Annotated in this window: 21 protein-coding genes; 11 read left to right on the forward strand and 10 right to left on the reverse strand. The window is 73.0% G+C overall.

Annotated features, from left to right (window positions below):
* From pucD to OCT49_RS28835, 9 genes are all read left to right on the forward strand, one after another.
* Complete coding sequence (gene pucD, locus OCT49_RS28795; protein WP_283854714.1) at positions 1-2,385, forward strand: xanthine dehydrogenase subunit D; 2,385 nt, start codon at positions 1-3, stop codon at positions 2,383-2,385.
* 76 nt (positions 2,386-2,461) lie between these two features.
* Positions 2,462-3,613, forward strand: coding sequence for an XdhC family protein (locus OCT49_RS28800; RefSeq protein WP_283854715.1), 1,152 nt, complete (start codon positions 2,462-2,464; stop codon positions 3,611-3,613).
* Positions 3,614-3,717: 104 nt separating this feature from the next.
* A complete protein-coding gene (locus OCT49_RS28805) occupies positions 3,718-7,473 on the forward strand; it encodes a S8 family serine peptidase (protein ID WP_283854716.1) in 3,756 nt (1,251 codons plus the stop codon).
* Between the two features lie 264 nt (positions 7,474-7,737).
* Positions 7,738-8,040 carry an urease subunit gamma gene (locus OCT49_RS28810; RefSeq protein ID WP_283854717.1) on the forward strand — a complete coding sequence of 101 codons (303 nt, stop codon included), beginning with the start codon at positions 7,738-7,740 and terminating at the stop codon, positions 8,038-8,040.
* Complete coding sequence (gene ureB / locus OCT49_RS28815) at positions 8,037-8,453, forward strand: urease subunit beta (RefSeq protein ID WP_283854718.1); 417 nt, start codon at positions 8,037-8,039, stop codon at positions 8,451-8,453. Before OCT49_RS28810 ends, ureB begins: the two co-directional genes overlap by 4 nt.
* Position 8,454: 1 nt before the next feature.
* Positions 8,455-10,158 (forward strand): urease subunit alpha, encoded by a 1,704-nt coding sequence (locus OCT49_RS28820; RefSeq protein WP_283854719.1) that lies wholly within the window; start codon positions 8,455-8,457, stop codon positions 10,156-10,158.
* Positions 10,158-10,823 carry an urease accessory protein UreF gene (locus OCT49_RS28825; RefSeq protein WP_283854720.1) on the forward strand — a complete coding sequence of 222 codons (666 nt, stop codon included), beginning with the start codon at positions 10,158-10,160 and terminating at the stop codon, positions 10,821-10,823. Before OCT49_RS28820 ends, OCT49_RS28825 begins: the two co-directional genes overlap by 1 nt.
* Positions 10,816-11,541, forward strand: coding sequence for an urease accessory protein UreG (ureG, locus tag OCT49_RS28830; RefSeq protein ID WP_283854721.1), 726 nt, complete (start codon positions 10,816-10,818; stop codon positions 11,539-11,541). The genes OCT49_RS28825 and ureG overlap by 8 nt, the downstream gene beginning before the upstream one ends.
* Positions 11,538-12,287: an urease accessory protein UreD gene (locus OCT49_RS28835; RefSeq protein WP_283854722.1), complete on the forward strand. Its 750-nt coding sequence runs from the start codon at positions 11,538-11,540 to the stop codon at positions 12,285-12,287. The genes ureG and OCT49_RS28835 overlap by 4 nt, the downstream gene beginning before the upstream one ends.
* Here OCT49_RS28835 and OCT49_RS28840 read toward each other — a convergent pair.
* A complete protein-coding gene (locus tag OCT49_RS28840; RefSeq protein WP_283854723.1) occupies positions 12,274-13,551 on the reverse strand; it encodes an MFS transporter in 1,278 nt (425 codons plus the stop codon). The genes OCT49_RS28835 and OCT49_RS28840 overlap by 14 nt on opposite strands.
* A 178-nt stretch (positions 13,552-13,729) precedes the next feature.
* Positions 13,730-14,776: a hypothetical protein gene (locus tag OCT49_RS28845; RefSeq protein ID WP_283854724.1), complete on the reverse strand. Its 1,047-nt coding sequence runs from the start codon at positions 14,774-14,776 to the stop codon at positions 13,730-13,732.
* A 169-nt stretch (positions 14,777-14,945) separates the two neighbouring features.
* Here OCT49_RS28845 and OCT49_RS28850 point away from each other — a divergent pair, with 169 nt between their 5' ends.
* Together OCT49_RS28850 and OCT49_RS28855 are read left to right on the forward strand one after the other, a co-directional pair.
* Complete coding sequence (locus tag OCT49_RS28850) at positions 14,946-15,524, forward strand: dihydrofolate reductase family protein (RefSeq protein ID WP_283854725.1); 579 nt, start codon at positions 14,946-14,948, stop codon at positions 15,522-15,524.
* Between the two features lie 105 nt (positions 15,525-15,629).
* Positions 15,630-16,061 carry a nuclear transport factor 2 family protein gene (locus tag OCT49_RS28855; protein ID WP_283854726.1) on the forward strand — a complete coding sequence of 144 codons (432 nt, stop codon included), beginning with the start codon at positions 15,630-15,632 and terminating at the stop codon, positions 16,059-16,061.
* Between the two features lie 59 nt (positions 16,062-16,120).
* Here the strand turns inward: OCT49_RS28855 and OCT49_RS28860 are convergent, their stop codons facing one another.
* The 8 genes from OCT49_RS28860 to OCT49_RS28895 form a co-directional block, all read right to left on the reverse strand.
* A complete protein-coding gene (locus tag OCT49_RS28860; RefSeq protein WP_283854727.1) occupies positions 16,121-17,260 on the reverse strand; it encodes a zinc-binding dehydrogenase in 1,140 nt (379 codons plus the stop codon).
* The gene (locus tag OCT49_RS28865; protein ID WP_283854728.1) at positions 17,257-17,559 is read right to left on the reverse strand and encodes a putative quinol monooxygenase; all 303 of its coding nucleotides are present in this window, start codon (positions 17,557-17,559) and stop codon (positions 17,257-17,259) included. The genes OCT49_RS28860 and OCT49_RS28865 overlap by 4 nt, the downstream gene beginning before the upstream one ends.
* Positions 17,560-17,565: 6 nt before the next feature.
* Entirely contained in the window at positions 17,566-18,228 is a 663-nt protein-coding gene (locus tag OCT49_RS28870; RefSeq protein WP_283854729.1) for a glycerol-3-phosphate responsive antiterminator, read from the reverse strand.
* A 40-nt stretch (positions 18,229-18,268) separates the two neighbouring features.
* Positions 18,269-19,822: an FAD-binding oxidoreductase gene (locus OCT49_RS28875; RefSeq protein ID WP_283854730.1), complete on the reverse strand. Its 1,554-nt coding sequence runs from the start codon at positions 19,820-19,822 to the stop codon at positions 18,269-18,271.
* The gene (locus tag OCT49_RS28880; protein WP_349632808.1) at positions 19,819-21,492 is read right to left on the reverse strand and encodes a glycerol-3-phosphate dehydrogenase/oxidase; all 1,674 of its coding nucleotides are present in this window, start codon (positions 21,490-21,492) and stop codon (positions 19,819-19,821) included. Before OCT49_RS28880 ends, OCT49_RS28875 begins: the two co-directional genes overlap by 4 nt.
* 72 nt (positions 21,493-21,564) lie before the next feature.
* Positions 21,565-23,133 carry an FGGY family carbohydrate kinase gene (locus tag OCT49_RS28885; protein WP_283854731.1) on the reverse strand — a complete coding sequence of 523 codons (1,569 nt, stop codon included), beginning with the start codon at positions 23,131-23,133 and terminating at the stop codon, positions 21,565-21,567.
* 94 nt (positions 23,134-23,227) lie between these two features.
* The gene (locus tag OCT49_RS28890; protein ID WP_283854732.1) at positions 23,228-24,658 is read right to left on the reverse strand and encodes an MFS transporter; all 1,431 of its coding nucleotides are present in this window, start codon (positions 24,656-24,658) and stop codon (positions 23,228-23,230) included.
* Positions 24,659-25,029: 371 nt separating this feature from the next.
* Positions 25,030-26,580: a peptidoglycan-binding protein gene (locus OCT49_RS28895; RefSeq protein WP_283854733.1), complete on the reverse strand. Its 1,551-nt coding sequence runs from the start codon at positions 26,578-26,580 to the stop codon at positions 25,030-25,032.
* Positions 26,581-26,686: the final 106 nt, after the last annotated feature.

Below are 26,686 nucleotides of genomic sequence, written 5' to 3' on the forward strand. Positions count from 1 at the left end.
ATGGGCCTCACCGGAAACCCCACCAGCATCAACCAGGGCACCCGCGCCAAGGGCGGCATCGGCGAGTCCACCCTCCGCCCCGACGGCACCCTGAAGGTCACCGGGGAGTTCGCGTACTCCTCCGACATGTGGCACGAGGACATGCTCTGGGGCCACACGCTGCGCTCCACGCTCGCGCACGCCGAGATCGTCTCCATCGACACCGCGGAGGCGCTCGCCACGCCCGGCGTGTACGCCGTCCTCACCTACGACGACCTGCCGGCGTCGGTGAAGCACTACGGCCTGGAGATCCGGGACACCCCCGTCCTGGCCCACGGCAAGGTCCGCCACCACGGCGAACCCGTGGCGCTCGTGGCCGCCGACCACCCGGAGACGGCCCGCCGCGCCGCCGCGAAGATCAGGATCGACTACCGCGAGCTGCCCGTCGTCACCGACGAGGCGTCGGCGACCGCCCCCGGCGCCCCCCTCGTCCACGAGAACCGCACCGACCACCACATCGGGCACGTGCCCCACCCCAACATCGTCCACCGCCAGCCCATCGTCCGCGGCGACGCGGACGCGGCAGCGGCCCGCGCCGATGTCGTGGTGAGCGGCGAGTACGTCTTCGGCATGCAGGACCAGGCGTTCCTCGGCCCCGAGTCCGGCCTGGCCGTGCCCGCCGAGGACGGCGGCGTCGACCTGTACATCGCCACCCAGTGGCTGCACTCCGACCGGCGCCAGATCGCCCCCGTCCTCGGCCTGCCCGAGGAGAAGGTCCGCATGACGCTCTCCGGCGTCGGCGGCGCCTTCGGCGGACGCGAGGACCTGTCGATGCAGATCCACGCCTGCCTGCTCGCCCTGCGCACCGGCAAGCCCGTCAAGATGGTCTACAACCGCTTCGAGTCCTTCTTCGGACACGTCCACCGCCACCCGGCGAAGCTCTGGTACGAGCACGGCGCCACCCGCGACGGCAAGCTGACCCACATGAAGTGCCGCATCGTGCTGGACGGCGGGGCCTACGCCTCCGCGTCCCCGGCCGTGGTCGGCAACGCCTCCTCGCTCGGCGTCGGTCCGTACGTCGTCGACGACGTGGACATCGAGGCCATCGCGCTCTACACCAACAACCCGCCGTGCGGCGCCATGCGCGGCTTCGGCGCGGTCCAGGCGTGCTTCGCCTACGAGGCCCAGATGGACCGGCTCGCCGCCGAACTGGGCATGGACCCGGTCGAGTTCAGGCAGCTCAACGCCATGGAACAGGGCTCCGTCCTGCCGACCGGACAGGTCGTCGACTCGCCCGCCCCGGTCGCCGAACTGCTGCGCCGGGTCAAGGCCAGGCCGCTGCCGCCCGAACGGCAGTGGGAGGTGGCCGGCGAGCAGCCCGACGTACGGGCCCTGCCCGGCGGGCTGTCCAACACCACCCACGGCGAGGGCGTCGTGCGCGGCGTCGGCTACGCGGTCGGCCTGAAGAACGTCGGCTTCTCCGAGGGCTTCGACGACTACTCCACCGCCCGGGTGCGGATGGAGGTCATCAACGGGGAACCCGTCGCGACCGTCCACACCGCCATGGCCGAGGTCGGGCAGGGCGGCGTCACCGTGCACGCCCAGATCGCCCGCACCGAACTCGGCGTCGCCCGGGTCACCATCCACCCGGCCGACACCGCGGTCGGCTCGGCCGGCTCCACCTCCGCCTCCCGGCAGACCTACGTCACCGGCGGCGCGGTGAAGCACTCCTGCGAGGCCGTCCGCGAGAAGGTCCTGGAGATGGGCCGCCGCAAGTTCGGCACGTACCACCCCGCGTGGGCCACCGCCGAACTGCTCCTGGAGGGCGGCAAGGTCGTCACCGACGGCGGCGAGGTCCTGGCCGACCTGGTGGACGTGCTGGAGGACGAGGCGGTCGACATCGAGCTGGAGTGGCGCCACCGGCCCACCGAGGCGTTCGACCTGCGCACCGGACAGGGCAACGGCCACGTCCAGTACTCCTTCGCCGCTCACCGCGCGGTCGTCGAGGTCGACACCGAACTGGGCCTGGTCAAGGTCGTCGAACTGGCCTGTGCCCAGGACGTCGGCAAGGCGCTCAACCCGCTCTCCGTCGAGGGCCAGATCCAGGGCGGCACCACCCAGGGCCTGGGCGTCGCCGTCATGGAGGAGATCCTCGTCGACCCGAGGACCGCGAAGGTGCGCAACCCCTCCTTCACGGACTACCTGATCCCCACCATCCTCGACACCCCGAGCATCCCGGTCGACGTGCTCGAACTCGCCGACGACCACGCCCCGTACGGGCTGCGCGGCGTCGGCGAGGCCCCCACCCTGTCGTCGACCCCGGCCGTCCTCGCGGCGATCCGGGACGCGACGGGACTGGAGCTGAACAGGACGCCGGTACGCCCCGAGCACCTCACCGGAACCTGAGGGGCCGCGGGCCCCTCCGTCCCCCGCGCACCCGTCGTCCCCGTCGTCCCCGCGCACCCGTGGAAGGAGCAGCACCATGCTGGACATCGCCGAAGAGCTCGGCCGGTGGGTCGGGCAGGGACGCGACTTCGCCGTGGCCACCGTCGTGGCGGTCGGCGGCAGCGCGCCCCGGCAGCCGGGGGCGGCGCTCGCCGTCGACCGCGACGGCACCGCGATCGGGTCGGTCTCCGGCGGGTGCGTGGAGGGCGCGGTGTACGAGCTGTGCGGGCAGGCGCTGGAGGACGGCGTCGCGGTGCGCGAACGGTTCGGCTACAGCGACGAGGACGCCTTCGCGGCCGGACTGACCTGCGGCGGCGTCATCGACATCCTGGTGGTGCCGGTCCGGGCGGACGACCCCGCCCGGCCGGTGTTCGCCGCCGCGTTCGCCGCCGCCGCACGGGGGGAGGCGGCGGCGGTCGCCCGGATCACCGACGGGCCCGCGGAACTCCTCGGCCGTCCGCTGCTGGTCCGCCCCGACGGCTCGTACGAGGGCGGGCTCGGCGGCCATCCGGAACTGGACCGCACGGCGGCCGCCGACGCCCGCGCGATGCTGGACGCGGGCCGCACCGGCTCCGTCACCGTCGGCGCGGACGGCTCGCGCTGCGGACGGCCGCTCACCCTGTTCGTCGAGTCGAGCGCCCCGCCGCCCCGGATGATCGTCTTCGGGGCCATCGACTTCGCCTCGGCCCTGGTGCGGGCCGGGAAGTTCCTCGGTTACCACGTCACCCTGTGCGACGCCCGCCCGGTGTTCGCCACGCGGGCCCGCTTCCCCGAGGCCGACGAGGTGGTCGTCGACTGGCCGCACCGCTACCTCGCCACGGCCGACGTCGACGCGCGCACCGTCCTGTGCGTCCTCACCCACGACGCCAAGTTCGACGTCCCCCTGCTGGAACTGGCCCTGCGGCTGCCGGTCGGCTACGTCGGGGCGATGGGGTCGCGCCGCACCCACCTGGAACGCAACGAGCGGCTGCGCGAGGCCGGCGTCACCGAACTGGAACTGGCCGGGCTGCACTCGCCGATCGGCCTCGACCTGGGCGCCCGCACCCCGGAGGAGACGGCGCTCTCGATCGTCGCGGAGATCGTCGCCGAACGGCGCGGCGGCAGCGGCCTGCCGCTCAGGGGCGCGCACACCCCGATCCACCACGAGACGGGCGAACCGCCGACCGCGGTGATCACGTCCGTGGCCTGAACCCGCCCCGAAACCATGATCGTTGGGGGCGGGTTCCCGCCAAGGCGGCTTCACGCCAGGAGCGAACCGCGCAGTAGCCGGGCTTTTGGCTATTTGATCTGCGCATGACTTCCACTTCCTCCTCCGCATCCGGCCGGGCGAGACCCGTCCGCGCCGGGCGCCGGGCCCTCCTGGTGGCGACCTCGGTCGCCCTGGTGAGCGGCGCGCTGCTCCCCGTGACGGGCTCCGCCTCCGCCGCGGACCGGCCCGGGGCGACCGGCCGCCAGGCCGCCGCCCCCGTCAAGGAGTACGACATCACCCTGCTCACGGGCGACGTCGTGCACTACACGGACGGCGTCGGCAACCAGGACACCGTCACCGTCGACCGCCCCGACGGCGCGGTCGGCGGCGTGCGCGTCCAGCAGGCGGGCGACGACCTCTACGTCCTGCCCGACGAGGCCGGGGCGCTGCTCGCGGCGGGCAAGCTGGACCGCCGGCTGTTCAACGTCCGGGTCCTCGCCGAGATGGGGTACGACGACCGGCGCTCGGACGGCATCCCGCTCATCGCCACCTACCCGGCGAGCCGGAGCCGTTCGCTGCCCGCCGCCCCGCGCGGCGCCGAGCGGACCCGCACCCTGGCCAGCATCCACGGCGCCGCGCTGAAGGCGGACAAGGACACCGCCCGGTCCTTCTGGAACGACATATCCCGTACCCCGAAGGCCCGTTCGCTCGACAACGGCATCGCCGAACTCTGGCTCGACGGCCGGGCGGAGGCCGTCCTCAAGGACTCCGTCCCGCAGGTGAACGCCCCGCAGGCCTGGGCCGCCGGCTACGACGGCAAGGGCACCAAGGTCGCCGTCCTGGACACCGGCATCGACGCCACCCACCCGGACGTCAAGGACCGCGTCCTGGAGGCCAGGAGCTTCGTCCCGGGCGAGGAGGTCGTCGACAAGCACGGCCACGGCACGCACGTCGCCTCCACGATCGCGGGCTCCGGCGCGGCCTCCGGCGGTGCCAACAAGGGGGTGGCCCCGGGTGCCGGCCTGCTCGTCGGCAAGGTGCTGGGCGACGAGGGCTCCGGCGCGGACTCCGGCATCATCGAGGCCATGGAGTGGGCGAAGGCCGAAGGCGCCGACGTGGTCTCCATGAGCCTGGGCTCCCCCGTCCCGGACGACGGCTCCGACCCGATGTCGCGGGCCGTCGACGCGCTCTCCGCCGACGGCGGCCCGCTGTTCGTGATCGCCGCGGGCAACGCCTACGGCGCGGGCACGATCGGCGCGCCCGGCTCGGCGGAGAAGGCGCTCACCGTCGCGGCCGTCGACAAGCGGGACAACCGCGCGGACTTCTCCTCGATGGGCCCCCTGGTGCGCTCCCACGGCCTGAAGCCGGACCTCTCCGCGCCGGGCGTGGACATCGGGGCCGCGGCCTCGCAGGCGGTCCCGGGCGCCGAGGGGATGTACCGGTCGATGTCCGGCACGTCGATGGCCACGCCCCATGTCGCGGGCGCGGCGGCCATCCTGAAGCAGCGTCACCCCGACTGGTCCGGCCAGCGGATCAAGGACGCGCTGATGAGCTCGTCGAAGCGGCTCGACGCGTACAGCCCGTACGAGCAGGGCACCGGACGGCTCGACGTGAAGGCGGCGATCGACACCACGATCGAGGCCACCGGTTCCGTCGCGGTCGCCACCTACGACTGGCCGCACTCCCCGTCCGACCCGGCCGCCGAGCGGACCATCACCTACCGCAACACCGGTACGAAGGACGTCACGCTCGACCTGGCGACGGACACCGATGCCGAGGCCTACACCCTGTCCACGAAGAAGCTGACCGTGCCGGCCGGCTCCACCGCCGATGCGGTGCTCTCGCTGGACCCGTCGAAGGTCGCGAACGACACGCAGTTCTCCGGCCAGGTCCTCGCCAGGGACGAGGCGGGCACCGTCGTCGCCCACACCGGCTTCGCCCTGACCAAGGAGGAGGAGCGGTACGACCTGACGCTCAGGCTCCGCGACCGGGCCGGAAAGCCGATGGACGGCACCGTCGTCCTGGGCGCGCTGGGCGACCCGCAGATCCAGCCCGTCGCGGTGTCCGGCGAGACCACGCTGCGGCTGCCGCCGGGCAACTACACCGCCTGGACCGCCGCGGACGTCGCCGGTGACCGCGCCGACTCGAAGGCGCTGGCCTTCCTCGCGGCCCCCGAGATCATCCTCGACGGGCCGGACACCGTCACCCTCGACGCCTCGAAGGCCCGCAAGGTGAGCGTGCGCACGCCCAAGGAGACCGAGACCCGGCAGCTGCGGTACGACATGGCACGCACCGCCCCGGACGGCACCGTCCAGCGCGACGCGTACCAGATCCCGCTGACGTACGACCAGCTGTGGGCGAGCCCCACGAAGAAGGTCACCCAGGGCAGCTTCTCCTTCCTGACCCGCTGGCGGCAGGGCGAGAAGCTGATCGACCTGACGGTCGGCGGCCGTGACGTGCCGGTCGCCGTGCAGGGCGGTTCGCCCGTCGCGGAGAGCGGTGTGCAGAAGCTGCGGGCGGTCTTCGCGGGCAACGGCGCCGCGGCCGACTACCGGGAGCTGGACGTCAGGGGCCGGGCGGTCGTCGTCCGCCGCAGCGACGCGGTCGCCCCCGCCGACCGGCTCGCGGCCGCCGTCGAGGCGGGCGCCGGTGCGCTGTTCGTCGTCAACGACGGCGACGGCGTCCTGATGGAGAGCTACACCCCCTACGGCACCGAGGCCGCCATCCCGGTCGCCTCGGTCCGGCGGCTGGACGGGGAGAGGCTGATCGAGACCGCCCGGCACGGCGCGAAGCTGACGATCGAGCAGCGGAAGTTCGCCCGCTACGTGTACGACCTGGTCGACCGGCACGACGGCGTCGTCCCGGACCGCTCGCTGGAGTTCGCCCCGGCCGCCCGCCGGCTGGCGAAGGTGGAGAACACCTTCTACGGCCACAAGGACGTGCTCGGCGGCGGCTACCGCTACGACATCCCGGACTACGGCCCGGGGATCGGCTTCGAGGAGTACGAGAAGTTCCCCGGCACCCGCGAGGAGTGGGTCACCCCGCTGCCCGGCGCCTCCTTCTGGTACGAGAACCACTCGGTGCTCAACGCCGAACAGAACGGCTTCGCGCAGGAGATGCGCAGCGGCGAGCTGGACTACACGGCGGGCCGCACCTACCCCGCCCAGTGGTTCGCCCCGGTCGTCCGCCCGCGGCTGGGCACCGGCTACTGGGGTCCGTTCCGGTCCGTGTACAACGACATCCAGTTCAACCTCACGCCGTGGACGGACTCGGGCGCCGGTCACTCGGGCGCCATGCCGGAGGACGAGTACGACACCACCTCCACCGCCTTCTACCAGGGCGACACCCTGATCAAGAAGGTCGCGGGCCGGGCCGGGTTCGCCTGGGACGTCGCGCCGGAGCGGCTGCCGTACCGGCTCGTGCTCGACTCCACCCGGGACGGCGAGGTGTGGAAGACGTCCACCCGTACCCACACCGAGTGGAACTTCGTCTCGGGCGCCCTGGACGAGAACGGCCCCTTCCAGGCCGACATCCCGATGCTCCAGCTGGACTACGCCGTCGACACCGACCTCGCCGGTGACGTGAAGGCGGGCCGGTGGACCGAGGTCGGGCTCTCCTCGGGCACGCAGGAGTGGCTGGACGGCGCGGTGAAGGCCACGAAGGCCTCGCTGTCGGTCAGCTACGACGACGGGAGGACCTGGGAGGCGGCGCAGCTGCGCAAGGACGCGGCCGGTTCCTGGACCGCCCGGTTCAAGACCCCGAAGAAGGCCGGTGGGTTCGTCTCGCTCAGGGCGCACGCCGAGGCGGCCGACGGGCTGGCCGTCGACCAGGAGATCATCCGGGCGTTCGGTCTGAAGTGACCTGCTGAGCACCGCTGGGCACCACTGAGCACCGCACCCGAAGCGGCCGCGCACCCCCTCGCCCGGGGGTGCGCGGCCGCACTTTTTACACTCCCTTGATGATCAAAATTTGTCCACTTTGCCCGTATATGGTGGTCGATAAGGATAGAAAGGGACTTATCGCGGTGCGGTGCGAGTTGCCACAACGCTGCCGGGAGGCTTATAAGAGGAGCGTGGTCCAGGCGATTCCGGGAATTCCGGGGAATGCCGCCATGGAGGTTTCCCATGTTTCTCACTCCGTCCGACACGGAGAAATTGCTGCTGAGTGTTGCCGGAATGGTCGCCCGTGACCGACTGGGCCGGGGCGTACGGCTCAATTACCCCGAGGCGGTCGCCCTGCTCTCCTGCTGGGCGATGGAACGCGCCCGCGAAGGGGCCCGCGTCAGTGATCTCATGAGCGCGGGAAGAAACGTTCTCACCCGCGGTGACGTGCTCGAAGGTGTTCCCGAGATGCTGCATGACGTTCAGGTCGAAGCGACCTTCCCGGACGGGCGCAAGCTCGTCACGATCACCTCGCCGATCCCATGATCCCCGGCGAGATCCGGACCGGTCCCGGTGAACTGAAAATAAATGACACACGAACCCAGATTTTCCTGACCGTGGTGAACGACGGCGACCGGCCCATTCAGATCGGCTCGCATCTGCATTTCCCCGACGCGAATCCCGCGCTTTCCTTCGACCGCTCCCTGGCCCAGGGATTTCGGCTCGACATTCCGTCCGGAACTTCGCTGCGTTTCGAGCCCGGAGTCGGCGCCGAGGTCGCCCTCGTCGAACTGGGCGGACTCCGGAAGGTGCCCGGCATCCTCGTGCCCGGCGACCGGGCCGCGCGGACGGACGCCCCGCGGACCGCATGCACGGACGACCCGGGGACCGCAGAAACGGACGACCCCCAGACCGCGGAAACGGACGACCCGGGGACCGCGGAAACGGAGGAGCGCTGACATGGCACGCATGACCCGCGCCGCCTACGCGGCGCTGTACGGCCCCACCACCGGCGACCGCGTCCGCCTCGCCGACACCGACCTCTGGATCGAGATCGAGGAGGACCGCTGCTTCGGCGGCGACGAGGCCGTGTTCGGCGGCGGCAAGTCCATCCGCGAATCCATGGCCCAGTCCACCGCCTCGCGCGCCGACGGCGCCCTCGACCTCGTCATCACCAACGTCGTCGTCCTCGACCACTGGGGCGTCGTCAAGACCGACGTCGGCGTACGGGACGGGCGGATCGTCGCCCTCGGCCGCTCCGGCAACCCCGACATCAGCGACGGCGTCCACCCCGACCTGGTGATCGGCCCCGGCACCGACGTGATCTCCGGCGAGGGCCGCATCCTCACCGCCGGGGCCGTCGACACCCACGTCCACTTCCTCATGCCGGAGACCCTGCACGAGGCCCTCGCCACCGGCACCACCACCGTCATCGGCGGCGGCACCGGCGCCACCGAGGGCTCCAAGGCCACCACCGTCACCCCCGGCGCCCGGCACCTGGCGATGATGTACCGGTCGCTGGACCGCGTCCCGCTCAACGTCATGCTCTTCGCCAAGGGCTCCACCGTCGGCGAGGAGGCCCTGCGCGAGGCGGCGCTCGCCGGGGCCGGCGGCTACAAGGTCCACGAGGACTGGGGCGCCACCCCCGCCGCCATCGACGCCGCGCTGAGGGCCGCCGACACCTACGGCCTCCAGGTCGCCCTGCACGCCGACAGCCTCAACGAGGCGGGCTACGTCGAAGGCACCCTCGACGCCATCGCCGGACGCTCCATCCACGTCTTCCACGCCGAGGGCGCGGGCGGCGGCCACGCGCCCGACATCATCACCGTCGCCTCCCACCCCCACATCCTCCCCGCCTCCACCAACCCGACGCTCCCGCACACCGTCAACACCGTCGCCGAACACCTCGACATGCTGATGGTCTGCCACCACCTCAACCCGCGCGTCCCCGAGGACCTCGCCTTCGCGGAGTCCCGCATCCGCGCCACCACCATCGCCGCCGAGGACGTCCTGCACGACATCGGCGCCCTCTCCATCACCTCCTCCGACGCCCAGGCCATGGGCCGCATCGGCGAGGTCGTCTGCCGCACCTGGCAGGTCGCCCACACCATGAAGCAGCGCTTCGGCGACCGCGGCAGCGAACTGCCCGCCGACAACGAACGCGCCCGCCGCTACGTCGCCAAGTACACGATCTGCCCCGCCGTGGCCCACGGCATCGACCACGTCGTCGGCTCCGTCGAACCGGGCAAACTGGCCGACCTGGTGCTGTGGGACCCCGCCTTCTTCGGCATCCGCCCCGCCGCCGTCGTCAAGGGCGGCATGGTGGTGTACGCCCCGCTCGGCGACGCCAACGCCGCGATCCCCACCACCCAGCCCGTCCTGCTGCGCCCCACCGCGGCCGCCGACGCCGCCCCGCACCTCTCGGTCGGCTTCGTCGCCCCGGCCGCCCTGGCCGACGGACTGGCCGAACGGCTCGGGATCGTACGGGAACTGGTGGCCGTGAAACCCACCCGCCACCTCACCAAGGCGGACCTGCCGAACAACACGGCGCTCCCGGACATCGACGTCGACCCGGAGACCTTCGCCATCCGGATCGACGGAGAGCCCGTCGAGCCCGCCCCCGCCACCGAACTGCCGCTGGCCCAGCGGTACTCCATGTTCTGATGGCGAACCCGGCACTCCTCCTGCTCGGCGACGGACGGCTCCCGGTCGGCGCGTACACCTACAGCGCGGGACTCGAACCGGCCGTCGCGGCCGGACTCACCCGCGACGACATCCCCGCCCTGCTGCGGGCCCGGCTGCACACCGCCGCCGTCACCGAGGCCGCCGCCGCCGTGCTCGCCCTGCGGGCCGCGGGGCGGGACCCGGTGGACTACGGCCCCGTCCAGCACGCCCTCGCGGCCCGCACCCCCGCCGCGCCCCTGCGCGAGGCGTCGGCGACGCTCGGCCGCGGGGTGCACCGGCTGGCCCGGCGGCTGGCCCCGGACCACCCGGCGGTCACCGCCCTGGCCGCGCTCCGGCCCCGCCCGCTGCGGCCGGTCGCGCTCGGCGCCCTCGGGGCGGTCATGAAGGTGACCCCCGAGGAACTGGCGCATGCCGTCGTCCACGACGAACTCCAGACCATCGCCTCCGCGGCGCTCAAGCTCCTGCCCGGCGACCCGCTCGACACGGTCGCCTGGATCCTCGACGCCGCACCGCACACCGAGGCGGCGGTCGCCGAGGCCCTCGCGGTACGGACCCCGGCCGGACTGCCGGCCCGTACACCCCCGCTCACCGAACAGTGGGCCCTCGAACACGCACGACGAGAACGGAGACTCTTCCTTGCCTGACCAGCACCACGACCAGCACGCCCACACCCCGGACCACCCGCACGGGCACCGGCCGCGCGCCCTGCGCCTCGGCGTCGCGGGCCCGGTCGGCACCGGCAAGAGCTCGATCCTCGCCACCCTGTGCCGCGAACTGGCCGGCGAACTCGCCATGGCCGTCGTCACCAACGACATCTACACCGACGAGGACGCCCGCTTCCTCCGCTCGGCGGGCGTCCTGCCCACCGAACGCATCCGCGCCGTCGAGACCGGCGCCTGCCCGCACACCGCGATCCGCGACGACATCACCGCCAACCTCGACGCCGTCGAGGACCTGGAGGAGGCCTACGGGCCGCTCGACCTGGTGCTCGTCGAGAGCGGCGGCGACAACCTCACCGCCACCTTCAGCCCGGCCCTCGCCGACGCCCAGCTCTTCTGCATCGACGTCGCGGGCGGCGGCGACGTCGCCCGCAAGGGCGGTCCCGGCATCACCGGGGCCGACCTCCTGATCATCAACAAGACCGACCTCGCCCCCCATGTGGAGGTCGACGTGGCCGCGATGGTCGCCGACGCGTCGGACGCCCGCGACGGCCTGCCGGTCCTCGCGCTCTCCAAGCACGACCCGGTGTCCGTGGCCGAACTCGCCGACTGGGTACGGTCGGTGCTCGCACGCCACCGCGACGGCACCCTGGTCCCCACCGACCCGGGCCCGATGGCCCCGCACAGCCACGACCACTCATGACCACGGAGTCCGCCGACCCCACCGTCGTCCGCGTCGAACGCGACGGCACGGGCCGCCACACCGCCCGCGAACTGCGCCCCGGGGCGTTCCTCGCGCCCCGCCCCCTGCTGCCGTCCCCCGACCGGCTGCGGATCGCCCTGGTCGGCACCCGGGCGGGCCTGCTCGCCGGTGACGACCTGCTGCTGCACGTCTCGGTCGGCCCCGGCGCCCGGCTCGAACTGGTCGAACCGTCCGGCCTGGTCGCGTACGACCACCGCGGCGGCACGTCCAGGTGGCGGGCCCGGGTCGACGTCGCGGAGGGCGGCGAACTGCACTGGGACGCCCGGCCGTTCGTGGTCTCGGCCGGAGCCGCGGTCGAACGCTCGATGGAGATCGAGCTGGCGGCCGGGGCCCGGATGCTGTGGCGCGAGACCCTGGTCCTGGGCCGCTCCGGCGAACGCGGCGGCGCCGTGCGGGCGACCACCCGGGCCACGTACGACGGCCACGAGCTGCTGGTCGAGGACCTGGACCTCACCGATCCGGAACTGCGCGAACTCCCCGGCATCCTGGGCCCCCACCGGATCATCGGCTCGGTCACCGTCCTCGGCACGGTGCCGGACGGCCGGCCCCACCCGTACCGCACGGTACTGGCGGGGCCGGGAGCACAGGTACGGCTGCTGGACACGGTGGCCCCGGCCGTCGAGGCGGAGCTCGCCGCGGTCTGGGAGGACTGGCGCGCCCCGGACCTCCCGGTCACGGACGGCTGACCGCGCCCCGGGCCGTTCCGGCACGGTCCACCGCACCCCGCGCCACCTGGGCACGGAACACCACCGCCGCGCACAGCAGCGCGGGAACCGCCGCGACCGCGAAGCAGACGGCCGGCGGCAACCGGTCCACCAGCAGCCCCACGGCGGCGGCGCCCACCGACGACCCGGCGTTGACCGCCGTGTTGACCCACGCCCCCGCCCGGGTGCGGGCGCCCTCCGCCACGGACTCGTCCGCGACGAGATAGGCGGTCGTCAGCGCCGGGGCGACGAACACCCCGGCGGCCGCGACCACCCCGGCCAGCACGTACACATCGGGCGACAGCCCGGCCCCGGCCAGCGCCACCCCCAGGCCGACGGTCGGCCACGGCAGCCGCGCCCGGTTCGACGCACGCCAGGGAACGGCGCCGTGGGCCAGCCCGCCGACCGCGCTGCCCGCCGAGAGCGCGGCCAGCACCCACGCCACGGCCGCACCCCGGCCGTGCTGCTCGGCGAAGGCCACCACCAGTAGATCCAGACCGCCCAGGCACAGCCCCACGGCCGCCGCCACGAGCGCGGCGTGCCGCACCCCGACGACACCGAGCAGCCGCTGCCGGCGGGGAGCATCCGGCCCGGTCCCGGCCTCCTTCGCCGTCTCCTCCGCGCCCCCGCCGCGCAGCGCGGGCGAGGACACCATGGCCAGGGTGCCCCCCAGCACGAGCGCCGAGCCGATCGCGACGCCCGCTGCGGGAACGGTGAACCCGATGACCACGCCCACCAGCAACGGCCCGGTGACGAACAGCAGTTCCTCGGCGACACCGTCCAGGCCGTACGCCCGCCGCAGCAGCTCCCGTTCCGGGACGAGGCGGCTCCACAGGGTCCGCATCACCGGCCCCAGCGGCGGAGTACAGGCACCCGCCGCCACGGCGAGCACCCCCAGCAGGACCGGCGGGGCCCCCGGCCGCCAGGTGACGTACGCCAGGGCGGCGAGCAGCACCGCGTGGCTCCCGGCCATCGGCGGCAGGGCCCGGCGCGGCCCGTGCCGGTCGATCAGCGCGGCACGGGCGGGGGAGAGGAAGACACTGGTGGCCCCGAACAGGGCCATGACGGTACCGGCGACGGAGTACGAGCCGGTGGCGTCGTTCACCGCCAGCATCAGGGAGAGCGGGACCACCCCGTACGAGAGCCGCCCCAGCAGGGCGGAACCGAAGGTGCGGGCGGCGTGCGGGGTACGCAGGACGGCGGCGTACGAAGGCGCGCGCGACGGCGCGGCCGAGGACGAAGGCATGAGGACGTTCCTCGTGAAGGGCAGCGCGACGCACGGCGCTGCGGGCATGCGGGGGACACCGAGGGGCCGCACCCGGTGGAACGAGGGGGTGCGGTCAGTCACGGGGTCCTACGCACGGGGGAGGAACATGCCGACAAGGTAGCAGTGCGACGGGCCCGGCGGGAGGGAAGGCCGGACCTCACCCGGGCCGGGGGATACCGCCGGGGCCGGCCGCCAGGATCCGCTCGGCGGTCCGCCGAAGCCGGGGCAGGAAGGCGAGAACCTCCTCGCCCCGGCGGAGCATGTTCTCGGTGGAGACGATGCCGAGGTCGGCGACCGCCTCCCGGAAGGCCGGGAGACGCGCACGGTGCAGTTCAGGAGCGTCCGCGGCCAGCACGGTGTGGCACCGCGCGAAGGTCGCGACGATCCAGAACACCGCTTCGCGGTGGTCGCCCCGCTCGACGAGGTGCCGACTGCCGTCGATGGCGACCGGCCGCGCCCCGGCGGTGATGTCGCCGCTGAAGAAGAACGGGGTGCGGGCGACCGCGGCGGCGGCGTCGAAGGTCCGGGCGAGCTCGTCCAGATGGTGCCCCGCCCGGCGGGCCGACAGCCGCGCACAGCCCAGGAGTTCCAGCAGCTCCGGGTACAGGTGCCCCTGCCCGTACGCGTCGAGGACCTCCCTGGCCGCCGGGTACCGCAGCCGGACCGTGGGGTTGCGCAGCGCCGCGACCAGCAGGACGTGGGTGGTCACCCCGGTGGGGAACAGCCAGGACGTCACCTGTTCGTGGAACGGCGCCGAGGAGTCGAAGGCGGCGAGCCGGCTCTCGATCCGGCGCTCGGCGTCCAGACACCGGCGGCGCACCCACGACGGCTCGGCGAACCGGCGCGACACGTCCGCCCGCAGCTCGCGCAGCCGGCCCGTCGGGTCGTCGATGACCGTGTCCCGGCGGAAGCTTCCCGCCAGGTGGTACGAGGAGAGCACCCCGTCCGCCGAGGCGAGTTCGTCCCACGGCAGATGGCTGACCTCCAGCAGTGCACCCCGGAAGCGGAACTTTCCGGGCCCGGCCGGCGGGCCCGGTGCGGCGGTGACGACCATCACGTCCACGTCCGAGAACGGGGACAGCTCGGCGTCGTCCGGCAGGCCCACCGTGGAACCGCTGAAACAGGCACCGCGGAAACCGGGAGCGGGCCGGGCGTGCTCGGCGACCCACCGGACCGCGGCCGACCGGGCCGTACCTGCTCTCACCGGGAACCTCATTCCTCCGGATTCCTCCGGGGCATCACCGTACGCCGTACCCGGCACGGACCGCGCCCGCCGGAGCGTGTCACTCGTTGCCGGGCGCGCGGCGGAGGCGTCAACTGTTGGGACGCCGGGCAACCGTGTGGCACAACGCCTCCGGCGGGAGAGGATCGTGATGAGGAAGATCGTCCTGATGGCCTCGATGTCCCTCGACGGCTTCATGGAGGGGCCGGACCGCGAGATCGACTGGCACGTGGTCGACGACGAACTGCACCGGCACTTCAACGAGCTGCTCGGGACCATGGGCGGCTTCCTCGAAGGGCGGGTGACCTATCAGCTCATGGAGGACTTCTGGCCGACCGCCGACTCCGATCCCTCCGCCACCGAAACCACGGTGGAGTTCGCCGGCATCTGGCGGGAGACGCCCAAGATCGTGTTCTCCCGGACCCTGGAACACGTCGGCCGGAACGCCACGATCAGGCGGGAGGTCGATGCGGAGGAGATCAGGGCGCTGAAGGCGCAGCCCGGCGGGGACCTGTGTCTCGGGGGCGCCGACCTCGGCGCGGCCTTCATGCGGCTCGACCTGGTCGACGAGTACCGCGTCTACGTCCATCCGGTCCTCATCGGCCGGGGCAAGCCCCTGTTCCCCGCCTCGGCGGTCCGGACCGGCCTCCGTCTGGTCGAGACCAGGGCATTCGGCAACGGGGTCGTGCTGCTCCGTCACGAGCGCCGTCAGGTTGCTCCAGCGGAATGAACTCCCCGGGCCACGACGGTGTGTGACCGGTGCTGTGCCGGGTCGCACGGGGAGCCCTCCTCGTATAACTGCCGCACATCGCGAGATCTCATGAAAGGACCGGCGATGACGCTCAGTGTCGAGGACCGTCTGGACATCTCCGAACTGCTCGCCCTGCACGGGCACTTGGTCGACAACGACGAAATGGACCGGCTGGACGAGCTGTTCACCGACGACATCGTCTACGAGACCTCGAACCTCGGGCACGGGGAGGTGCGCGGGCTGGCGGCCTTCCGGGACATGGCGCGGGCGCGGGCGGGCAAGCCGGGCGCGCCCGTCGGCCACCACGTCACCAACATCGTGCTCACCGAGGCCGGGGACGGCCGGGTCCACGCCCGGTCCAAGGGGATCGGCGCGGGCCCGGACGGTGAGTGCGGAAGCGTGACCTACGAGGACGTGATCGTGCGCGGCGAGCGGGGATGGCGCATCAGCCGGCGCAAGATCTTCCTGCACTTCACGCCCGCGGCCGCGGCGCGGACCGAGAAGGCCGACGGCTGACCGGCCGACGGCGCCCCCGGACCGGCAAGGGGCGCCGTCGGCCGGCCACGGCTCCGGCGTCAGCCGTCCAGCAGGCCCGAGGTGTCGATGACCTGACGGATCGCCCGGCCCGAGGCCAGCTCCTCCAGAGCGGTGTTGATGTCGGCCAGCGGCAGCGTGCCCGTGTGCATCAGCTCCACCGGCATCAGGCCCGCCCGCCACAGGTCCAGGAACCTCGGCAGGTCACGGCGCGGCACCGCGTCGCCCATGTACGAACCCAGCAGGGACTTGCCCTCGCCCGCGAACGCCAGCGCCGGGACCTCCAGCACCCGGTCGGGGGCGGGCAGGCCCACCGAGACGACCTTGCCGCCCCGGGCCACCGCCGTCAGGCACTCGGCCATCACCTTCGGGCTGCCCACCGCCTCGACCGCCACCTCGGCGCCGCCGGAGGTGAGTTCACGGATCTGCCGCACGGCGTCGTCGGGGGCGAACGCGTGGCTCGCGCCCAGCCGGAGGGCCAGTTCGCGCTTCTCCGGGACCGGGTCGACCGCGACGACCGGGTACGCGCCGGCCGCGCGGGCGCCCAGCACCGCGGACAGGCCCACCCCGCCCAGGCCGTACACCACCGCCGACTGCCCCGGCCGCAGCGCCGCCGTGTTGATGACGGCCCCGGCACCGGTCAGCACCGCGCAGCCGAACAGCGACGCCACGGCGAACGGGACGTCCTTCGGGATCGGCACCACCGACTCCTGGGCCAGCACCGCGTGCTCGGCGAACGCGGAGACGCCCAGCTGGTGGTGGACCGTTTCGCCGGACGCGTCGGTCAGCAGCGACGGGCCGTGCAGCAGCGCGCCCGAACCGTTCGCCGCGGCGGCCCGCGCGCACAGCGCCGGCCGGCCCGCCGCGCAGTCGGCGCAGGAACCGCAGCTCGGTACGAAGACCAGGGCCACGTGGTCACCGGGGGAGACCCGGCCGACGCCCGGCCCGGTGTCCTCGACGACCCCCACCGCCTCGTGGCCCAGGGCCATCGGCAGCGGACGGACCCGGTCGCCGTTGACCACCGAGAGGTCGGAGTGGCAGAGCGAGGCGGCCGCGACGCGGACCAGCACCTCGCCCTCGCGCGGGGCGCCCAGCTCCAGCTCCTCCACCTCGACCGGATGGGTTTCGGAGTAGGGGCGGGCGGTGGACACGCCGCGCAGCACCACCGCACGGGTCCTCACGCCGCCACCTCCGGACGCGGGGCGCAGCGCAGCACGTCACGGCTCTCCAGCAGCGGGACGACCCGGCCGAGCACGATCTCCCGGAAGTGCTCGGTGGCGCAGTGCGCGGTGAAGTCGGCCTCGGAGGCGTACTCCTCGTACAGCACGACCGCCCGCGGATCCTCGGTGCCCTGGTGGACCCGGTAGGCGAGGTTGCCCGGCTCCTGCCGGGAGGCGGCGGCCATCGCGTCGAGCAGGGGGAGGACGGTGTTCTCCTCGCCCTCCTTGGTGCGGTAGCGGGCGACGACGACGTAGGACATGGGGACTTACTCCTGGGGTGGTGCGGCGGGCCTCTTCAGGGCGGTGGGCGGGACCGGCGGCAGCTGGTCCCGGCGCAGGTGCCAGAGGCGGGGGTCGGACGTGGCGGCGGCGGCCGAACCGAGGGCCAGCGCCAGCGCCACGTCCGCGGGGGACTCCACGAAGCCCGCGGCGATCGAGGGGGACATCGCGCGCTGTGCCTGCGCGCTCATCCGGCCGATGATCGGGGCGGGCATGATCTCGACCAGGTCCGGCGCCCCGCGCGAGATCGCGTCCGTGGAACGGCGCAGGTTGGACCGGTCGGTGACGAACACCTTCATCATCGTGAGCAGACCGAGCGGGCGGCCCTTCTCTATCAGGGACAGCCGGGTGCTGACCACGCCGTGCGCGCCCATGTTCTTGATGAACTCCAGCGCGCCCCGGTCCTGTGCCAGACCGGGGCTGCTGTCCACGTTCACGAACACGGTCTTCCCCGCCCGGCCCAGCGCCGGCACGACCTGGGGCAACTGCCCCACCGCGAACGAGGCGAGGATGCACACCCTGACCGGTGCGGTCAGGAACTGCCGCAGCGGCTGGGTGCCGACGACCGACGCGACGAGCGGCACCTCGGCGAACGCCGAGACGAGCCGGGGGTCGAGCGCGGCACCGGACCGGGAGGGGGAAGGGGTCATGGCGAGGGCCTGCCTGGAGGAGGAGGGTTCGTGGCCGCCGTCAGTGCAGCGGGGACGTACCGAATCGGCTGGGAAGGCCCAGTTTGCCAGGGTTGAGGATGCCGGCCGGGTCCAGCGCCTTCTTCACCGCGACGAAGGTCGCGAAGCCCGCCCCGAGGGATTCCTCCAGGTAGGGGCCGCGCAGCAGACCGCAGCCGTGGTGGTGGCTGAGCGCCGCCGCGTGCCTGATCAGCACGGCGTTGGCGGCGTCCCACACCGAGCGGTACCAGTCGCGGCGCGACTCGGGAGCCACGTCGCCGCGCAGCGAGAAGTAGACGCAGGCGCCGTCGGTGTACGCGTGGGACTGGTGGGCCGAGGCGGCCAGGGTGCCGTCCACCGACTGGATCGCGGCGACCACCTCGTCGTAGATCACCGGCAGGTCGGTCCAGGACGCGGCCATCTCCAGGGTGTCGGCGACGAAGCCGGGACCGGGCTTGAAGCCGTCGGCGGACTTGCCGACCAGCATCCGCTCGTCCAGCCAGCGCTCGAAGACCGCCCTGCTGTCCAGCTCGGGGCCGTACTCCGCGCAGACCTCCTTCGCCACCCGGATCGAGGCGTCCACGATCGCCGGGTCGCCCTCGTCCGCGACGAGCAGGAGGTTGGTCTCCGGGTGACCGAAGTGGGTGCCCGACTCCAGGGCGTCGTACAGCCGCAGGACGGCCGGGGTGGCGCCGCGCTGCATGATCCGGCGGCAGGCGTCCAGGCCCTGGGCGAAGGTCTCGAAGCCGTACGCGACGGCGTTCGCGTACTCCGGCAGCGGGTGCACCCGCAGCCGGGCCGACACGATCACCCCGAGGGTGCCCTCGGAGCCGACGAACAGCTGGCGCAGGTCCGGGCCGACCGCGGCGCGGGCGTAGTCGCCGTACGTGGCCCGGGTGCCGTCGGCGTGCACCACGTCCACGCCGACGACCATGTCCTCGATCTTGCCGTACCGGGTGGAGAGCTGGCCGGCGCCGCGGCAGGCGATCCAGCCGCCGACCGTGGAGACGGCGAAGGCGGACGGCCAGTGGCCGGTGGTGACGCCGTACTCCTCCTGGAGCTGCTTCTCGAAGAGGTCGCCGAACATGCCGGCCTGGACGTCCACGATGTTCGACTCGGCGTCGAAGCCGGTGATCGCGTTCAGCCCGCAGACGTCCAGGACGACGCCGCCGAACACCGGCAGCGCCGCGCCCGTGACGTTGGAGCGGCCCGCGGACGGGGTGACCGGGACGCCCGCCTCGTGGCAGATCCGCAGCACGGCCGCGACCTGGTCGGCGTCGGCCGCCTCGACGACCACGGCGTCCGGCGTCGCGGGCCGGCCCTCGGTCTCGCCGATCATCGACCCGGCCCACCAGTCACGGGTCCGGGTGACGACCTCCTCGCGCGCGGTGTGCACCGCGTGCGCGGCCCCGCGCAGCGCCTCGACCACGGCCTCGGGAACCTCGACCGGGTCCACCTGGAGGGCGGCCTCCCCGTCCCCGACCGGGGTGTTGCGCGCCCACTTCGCGAAGCTGGGGGCGCCGACGGTGTAGTCGCCCCGGTTGAACGGATGGGTGATGGTCTGACGGCTGATCATGCTGCTGCCCCTTCGAGGAGTACGGACTTTTCGTGACGGACGGCTGCGAGGTACTCGGCGACCGAGCGCTCGACCTCCGCCTCCGTGAGGTTCAGTTCCCGGCCGAGGATCGCGCCGACGGCCCCGGCGGCGTCCACGGACGCGTCCCGGGCGAACAGCCGGGCGCGCAGCCGGCGCGAGAGCACGTCGTCGACCGAGCGGGCCAGTTCGGCGCGGGCCGCGTACACGACCTCCGCCTTCGTGTACGGGAGTCCCGCGACGACCGGCTCGGCCAGCGCCGGGTCGTCCTGGATCAGGTCGCCGACGAACCGGGCCTCGGTGCCGAAGCGCTCGCCCAGGTGCGCGGCGATGCCGCCGGACGCGGCGACGGCCTCGGAGTCGTACCCGGCGCCGCCGAGCAGCGGGAGGTCGGTGGTGCGGCTGCGGCCCTTGCGGCCGAGGACCGTCATCACCTTGTCGATGACGAGCTCGCCCATGTGCCGGCTGGTGGTGAGCTTGCCGCCGGTCACCGTCACCATGCCGGTGCGGCCGATGGTGATGTGGTGGTCGCGGCGCATGTCGAGCGTCGCGCCCTCCTTGCCGCCGACCAGTGGGCGCAGACCGCCGATCGATCCGACCACGTCGTCCGGGGTGAGCTTCCCCTCGAAGGCGGTGTTGGCGCCCTCCAGCAGGAAGTCCATCTCCTCGCGGGTGCAGTGCACGTCGTCGGGGGACCCCTGGTAGTCCTCGTCGGTGGTGCCCAGCACGACGCTGTTGCCCCAGCGGGTGCAGGTCGCGCGGCGGGCCCGGCCGGGGATCGGCACGGTGACCGTGCAGTTGATCCGCACCTTGTCCCACGGCACCACGATGTGGACGCCCTTGGCGGGCCGCACCTGCGGCTTGTGCCCGTCGTCCGCCTTCGCGTCCAGTTCGTCGGTCCACACCCCGGTGGCGTTGACGACCGCGCGGGCGCGGATGTCGATGCTGTCGCCGTCCGCCGAGACCCGGGCCCCGGACACCTTGCCCGCCCGCGTCAGCAGTCCCTCGGCCTTCGCCCCGTTGAGGACCGTCGCGCCGAGTGCGGCGGCGGTGCGGACGATGGTGAGGACGAGCCGGGCGTCGTCGGTGCGGGCGTCGAAGTACATCAGCCCGCCCTTGAGGTTCTCCGAGCGCAGCGTCGGCGCCTGGGCGAGGACCTCGGGCACGGTGAGCCGCTGGTGGAGCTTGCCGATCCGCCACCCCCCGACCAGGTCGTACGTCCACAGCAGACCCTCGAAGCCCTTGGCCAGCCGGGCGTCGAACACCCCCTCCTTCTCCAGGATCGGGAAGAGGAACGGCAGCCGGTGCACCAGATGAGGGGCGTTCTTCCGGAAGCGGTGCCGCTCCAGGAGCGAGTGGCGGACCAGGTTGACGTTGCCCTGCTCGATGTAGCGCAGGCCGCCGTGCACCATCTTCGAGGACTTCGACGAGGTGCCGGACGCGAAGTCGTCCTTCTCGACCAGGGCCGCGCGCAGACCGCGCGAGACCGCGTCGAGCACCGCGTACGCCCCGGTGATGCCGCCGCCGATGACGAGCACGTCGTACGTGTCGTCGGCCAGCCGGCGCTTGAGGGCCGCCCGGTCGAGCAGCAGGGGCGTACGGCGGGTCGCCGCGGCGGAGCGCCGCGGTTTCCTGGCGGGCATGGTGATCACAACATCAACTCCTGGTGTTCCGGTGCGGCGGCCGTGTGGTCGGGTCGGCCGCCGGTGCGACGGCCGGGGCCGTCAGCGAGGGGTGTGGGGTTCGGGGGCCTTCAGCGGGAGCAGCGCGGGATCGCCCAGGTGGGCGATCAGCACGTCGCGCCAGGCGCGCCGCTGCTCGGCGCGTTCGGCCGCGGTGATCGAGGGTTCGAAGATCCGGCCCTGCGGCTGCGCCTCGACGACCTCCTCGAGCGAGGACCACAGGCCCTGGGCGACCCCGGCCAGATAGGCGGTGCCGCGCAGGCTCGCGGTCGCGGAGTCGGAGACCCGCTCCAGCGGCAGGCCGGTCAGGTCGGCCTGGATGCGCATGAGCGGGTCGCTGCCGGAGACGCCGCCGCCGACCCGGAGCCGGGTGAACGGGGTGCCCATGGTGTCGGCGACGCCGTCGATCAGGTCGCACACCGAGTGCGCGATCCCGTCGAGGACGGCGCGCGCGAGGTCGGCGCGGGTGGTGGCGAGGGTGAGCCCGGTGAGGGAAGCGGTGGCCTCCGGGTGCCAGACCGGCGTACGGATCCCGGCGAGCGCCGGGACGAAACGCGGGGTGCGGCCCGGCCGGGTGGGGACCCGGCCCGCTTCCTCACCGAGCTCCTTCGGCGAGGCGAACAGCCCCAGGTCGTCGCAGAGCCAGCGCAGCGCCGAACCCGCCGTGGAGGTGTACGCCTCCAGGCTGTAGTGGCTGGTGCCGCCCTGCCGCCGGCCGGGCTGGGCGAGCACCCCGGAGATGTCCGGCCGGGGCAGGGCGGGCGTGGTGCCGGTCGCCGCGTCGACGAAGGCGCCGGTCCCGTACACGCACATGCCCTGCCCGGCGGCGAGACCGCCGAGCGCGACGAGTGCGGCGTGCTGGTCGCCCATGGAGGCGGCCAGCGGGACGGCGATGCCGAGGGCGGCCGGGTCGGTGGTGCCGAATCCGGCGTCGTCGGAGCGGAGCTCCGGCAGCAGGTCGAGGGGGAAGCCGAGGTGGCCGATCCACTCCTCGTCCCAGGCGTGCCGTTCCAGCAGGTAACCACCGGTGGAGGCGGCGTTCGTCGGCGTGGTGGCGTGCACGGCGCCGCCGGTGAGGCGCCAGATCAGCCAGGTGTCGACGGTGCCGAAGAGCAGCCGGCCCGCGCGGTGCGCGGCGGCCACCTCGGGGTGCCCGGCGATCTGCCGGGCGGCCCAGAGGAAGGGGGAACGGGCGCCGACCGGCCGGCCCTGGCGGGCCAGCAGGGGGGCGTCCCACTCGGTCCCGTACGCGGTCAGCTCGGCCGCGTGGCGCCGGTCCTGCCACACCACCGCGGGCAGCAGCGGCCGGCCGGTGACCCGGTCCCACAGCATCGCGGTGGCCCGCTGGGTGGAGAGGGCCACCGAGGTGATCCCGATGCCCTCCGCACGGGCCCGGCCGACGGCCCGGCGCGCCACCTCGACGGTGGCGGTCCAGATCTCCATCGGGTCCTGCTCGACCGAGAGGTCGTCCGGATGGCCGACCTCGATCGACCGGTAGAACACCTCGTGGGCGGCCCCGGAGTCGAGGACGACTCCGGCCCGGGTGCCCGTGGTGCCCTCGTCGATGGACAGCACACCGCGCCGTGGGGCGGCGGGGAACGTCTGCGTCATGGCAGCCCTTTCGTTGCGGGCATCGCGAGCGAGCCGTGCGGAGGGGTACGGAGGGGAGGGGACCATCGTGGGGTGCGACGGGTCCGGCGGCCGGTCAGCGCGCGGTGGCGGGCGCCGCGGATTCCGTCGATCCGGCCCGTGCGGCGACCTCGTCGGGGGAGGCGGCCTTCGTGGGGTCCCACTTGATCGCCAGGCAGGTGATCAGGCCGAGCAGCGGCACCACGGAGAGCACCAGGAAGGTGTCGGCCAGCCCGAGGGAGTCCTTGATCTGCGGGAAGACGTACAGCCCGACGACGCTGCCGAAACTGCCGACCATCCCGGTGACCCCGGTGCCGAGCGCACGGACGTCACTGCTGTACGAGAGCGCGGCGATGGACTTGCCGTTGGCGCCGGGGCCCGCGGAGTGGCAGAGGATGAACAGCACCGGCAGCAGGAACGCCACGGCCGTGGGCACCTTCTCGAAGGTCAGCCCCATCGCGAGCAGCGCCACGAAGACCCCGGCGAACCCGGCGGCGGAACTGAGCCGCAGCCCGAGCCGGCGGCCGAAGTACGCGGAGAGGAGGCCGCCCGCGATGCCGAAGGCGTTGAAGACCATCGAGCCGATCGTCGCCTTCTCGAAGCTCTCGCCGAAGATCGTCAGGCTGATCAGCGGGAGGTACCAGCCGACCGCGAAGTACTGCATCGACTGACCGAGCGAGATGACCGAGGAGAGGATCGTCCGGGGCAGGTAGTCGCCCTTGAAGAGCAGCCCGGCCTGGCGGAAGCCGATGGCGGGCGCCTCGGCCGCGGCCCGGGTCACCTCGTCCGGCCGGCCGGCGACGGCCTCGATGCCGTAGATCCGGTCCAGGTTGGCGACGGCCTCGTCCAGCCGGCCCTTGCTCGCCAGCCAGGTGGGGCTCTCCTTGAGCATCAGCCACTGGCCCACCAGCAGGACACCGGCGACGGCCGCGGCCGAGCCGACCGACCAGCGCCAGATGTCCGCGCCGACGTCCAGGTTGAAGAAGAGCAGGGCCAGCGCGAGGTTGCTGGTGGTGGCGACGTACCAGACGGCCTGCCACAGGTTCAGCCGGCCGCCCAGCTTCGCGGGGGTGTACTCGGCGAGCAGCGCCATGGCGACGGCGAAGTCGATGCCGTACGCGACGCCCACCAGGACCCGGCCGAGCCAGACGACGGTGAAGTCACCGGCGAAGGCGGCCAGCAGGGCCCCCGCGATGGCGAACACCTTGGCGAGGAGCAGCGGGGGGACGCGGCCGATCCGGGTGGCGAGCCAGCCGCCCACCGGGTTGAAGACGATCGCCAGGGCCGGAGCGGTGGCCGTGAGGATCGACACCTGGGTGCTGGTCAGCTCCATCTGGGTCGTCATCGGTCCCAGACCGGCGCTCAGCGCGGCGTTCGAGTAGGCGTCGAGGAACAGCCCGCCGAACACGAGGAACCAGATGACCTGCGCCCGGCCGGTGATCTTTCCCAGCCCATCGATGAGCGCAACGACGTCGCCGACGCCTTTGACGCTCGGACGTTGTGCCATGAATCCGCCTCCGAGGAAGACCCATCGGCGGCACGGGGAGCATGAAAAAAACAGGCATGACGAAACCACCGACAGGTGGTCTGTGTCTGTGCCTGTCAAAACACTGCGGAAAGCGCCGCAGCACGTGAACTGCAAGAAGTACGAACTACGCAGTGAGGTTAAGAACGAGTCGGGAGAAACGTCAAGGGTTTCCGGAAGGTTGCCGGGACATTGCGTGCGCCCGACGCCCGGCGGGCGGTGCCCCGCCGGCCCGCCGTCCGAGTGACGGGCCGACGGGCGAACGGGGACGGGCGGGGCGCCGCGGGGCCGTGCCGCGCCGCCCCGCCCGCGGGGTGTCCAAGGGGCGTCCGGGAAGGTCCGGAAGACGTCCGTCAGCGCCCGGCCTGCAGCGCCGCCCAGGTCTTGGCCCCCACGAGACCGTCGGCCACCAGGCCCCGGCTCGTCTGGTAGCTGCGCACCGCGGTCGTCGTCGCCGGTCCGAAGCTGCCGTCGACGGCGACCGTCGAGCCGAGCGCCGCGGTCAGCGAACGCTGGAGCCGCTTGACCGCGTCGCCCGACGAGCCCTCCTGGAGGGAGGTCGCCGCACCCGCCGACAGCAGCGCGGTCCAGGTCCTGGCCCCCACCACACCGTCGGCCACCAGGCCGTGCGCCTTCTGGTAGGCGATCACCGCACTTTTGGTGGTGGGCCCGAAGCTGCCGTCCACCGCGCCGGCGTTCTGCCCCTGCTCGTTCAGCAGCCGCTGGACGGCCTTGACCTGGGCGCCCGTCGAGCCGCTCTGCTGGGTCGCGTACGAGGTGAAGCTCAGCCCGTCGCCGGTCTCGCCGCCGGTGTCCCCGCCGACCAGCTCCATGTAGCGGTTCCAGTCCCAGTACGGGCCGGGGTCGGTGTGGTCGTTGCCCGGCACCTCCTTGTGCCCCAGGATGTGCGCCCGGTCCTTCGGGATGCCGTACCGGTCGCACAGGTACTTGGTCAGGGCCGCCGACGAGCGGTACATCGTGTCCGTGAACCAGGACGGGTCGTCGACGAAGCCCTCGTGCTCGATGCCGAGCGACGAGGCGTTGGCGCTCCGGGCGTGGTACGCGGTGTCGCCGTCGCGCACGGTCTGGGTGATCTGGCCGTCGGAGGACCGCACCACGTAGTGGGCGCTCACCTCCGCCGTCGGGTTCTGGAACCAGCTGATCGAGCCCGCGTACGAGCCCTGCGTGACGTGGACGATGACCTTGTCGATCTTCTCCGTGCGGCCCTCGGTGTAGTTGTTCGTGTGGGCCGCGGCCCACAGCGCCGACGGGTAGTCGGTGCTCCGGGTGCTCAGGTCGGCGGCGGGGACCGAGCCCTTCTGCGGGGCGACCGGACGGCCTGTCACCGAGATCCGCTCGCCCCCGGGCGCGACGGCGTCGAGCCCGTCGGCCAGGAAGGTGTAGACGGTGTCGGCGTACAGGGCGGCGAGGGCCCCCTGCGAGCCGCTGTACCGGGCGACGACCGGGTACCAGGCGTCGATGTCGTCGCGCTCCCGGGCGTCGAGACCGAGCTTGTCCGCGTGGGCGCGCAGCACCGCCGCGCCGCCCATGATGTTGGCCCCGGTGTCGGTGCGCAGCTCGGAGAGGGGTTCGCCGGTGAGGTCGGCGGCCCGTTCCAGCGACCGGTTGGTGGGGTTGCTCACCAGGTGCATCACGCCGTAGCCGTTGGCCTGGCTGGGACGTCCCGAGTGGCCGTCGAGCCGGGTCTCGCCGTAGCCGACGGCCGCGAGCAGATCACGGGGGACGTCGAACTCCGCGGCGGCCCGTGCGAACGCCCGGTTCATCGGGTGCTCGTCGCCCGGGGCGGCGAGGGCCGGGGTACCGGTCACGGTCAGGACGGTGGCGGTGAGGGCCGCGAGGACGGATGCGCGGCCCGTGGTGAGGGCGGCGGGACGTCTGGGCATACCTGCTCCTGCTCGGTGGGTGGGGGGAGAAGAATGGCCCCCGGGCCCGAGTGGGGTGGGGCCGAGGGGCCGCGAAGCCCGCCCAGACTATCTATCTGTTAAGGGC

The organism is Streptomyces sp. ML-6, from assembly GCF_030116705.1.
Classification (GTDB): Bacteria; Actinomycetota; Actinomycetes; order Streptomycetales; family Streptomycetaceae; genus Streptomyces.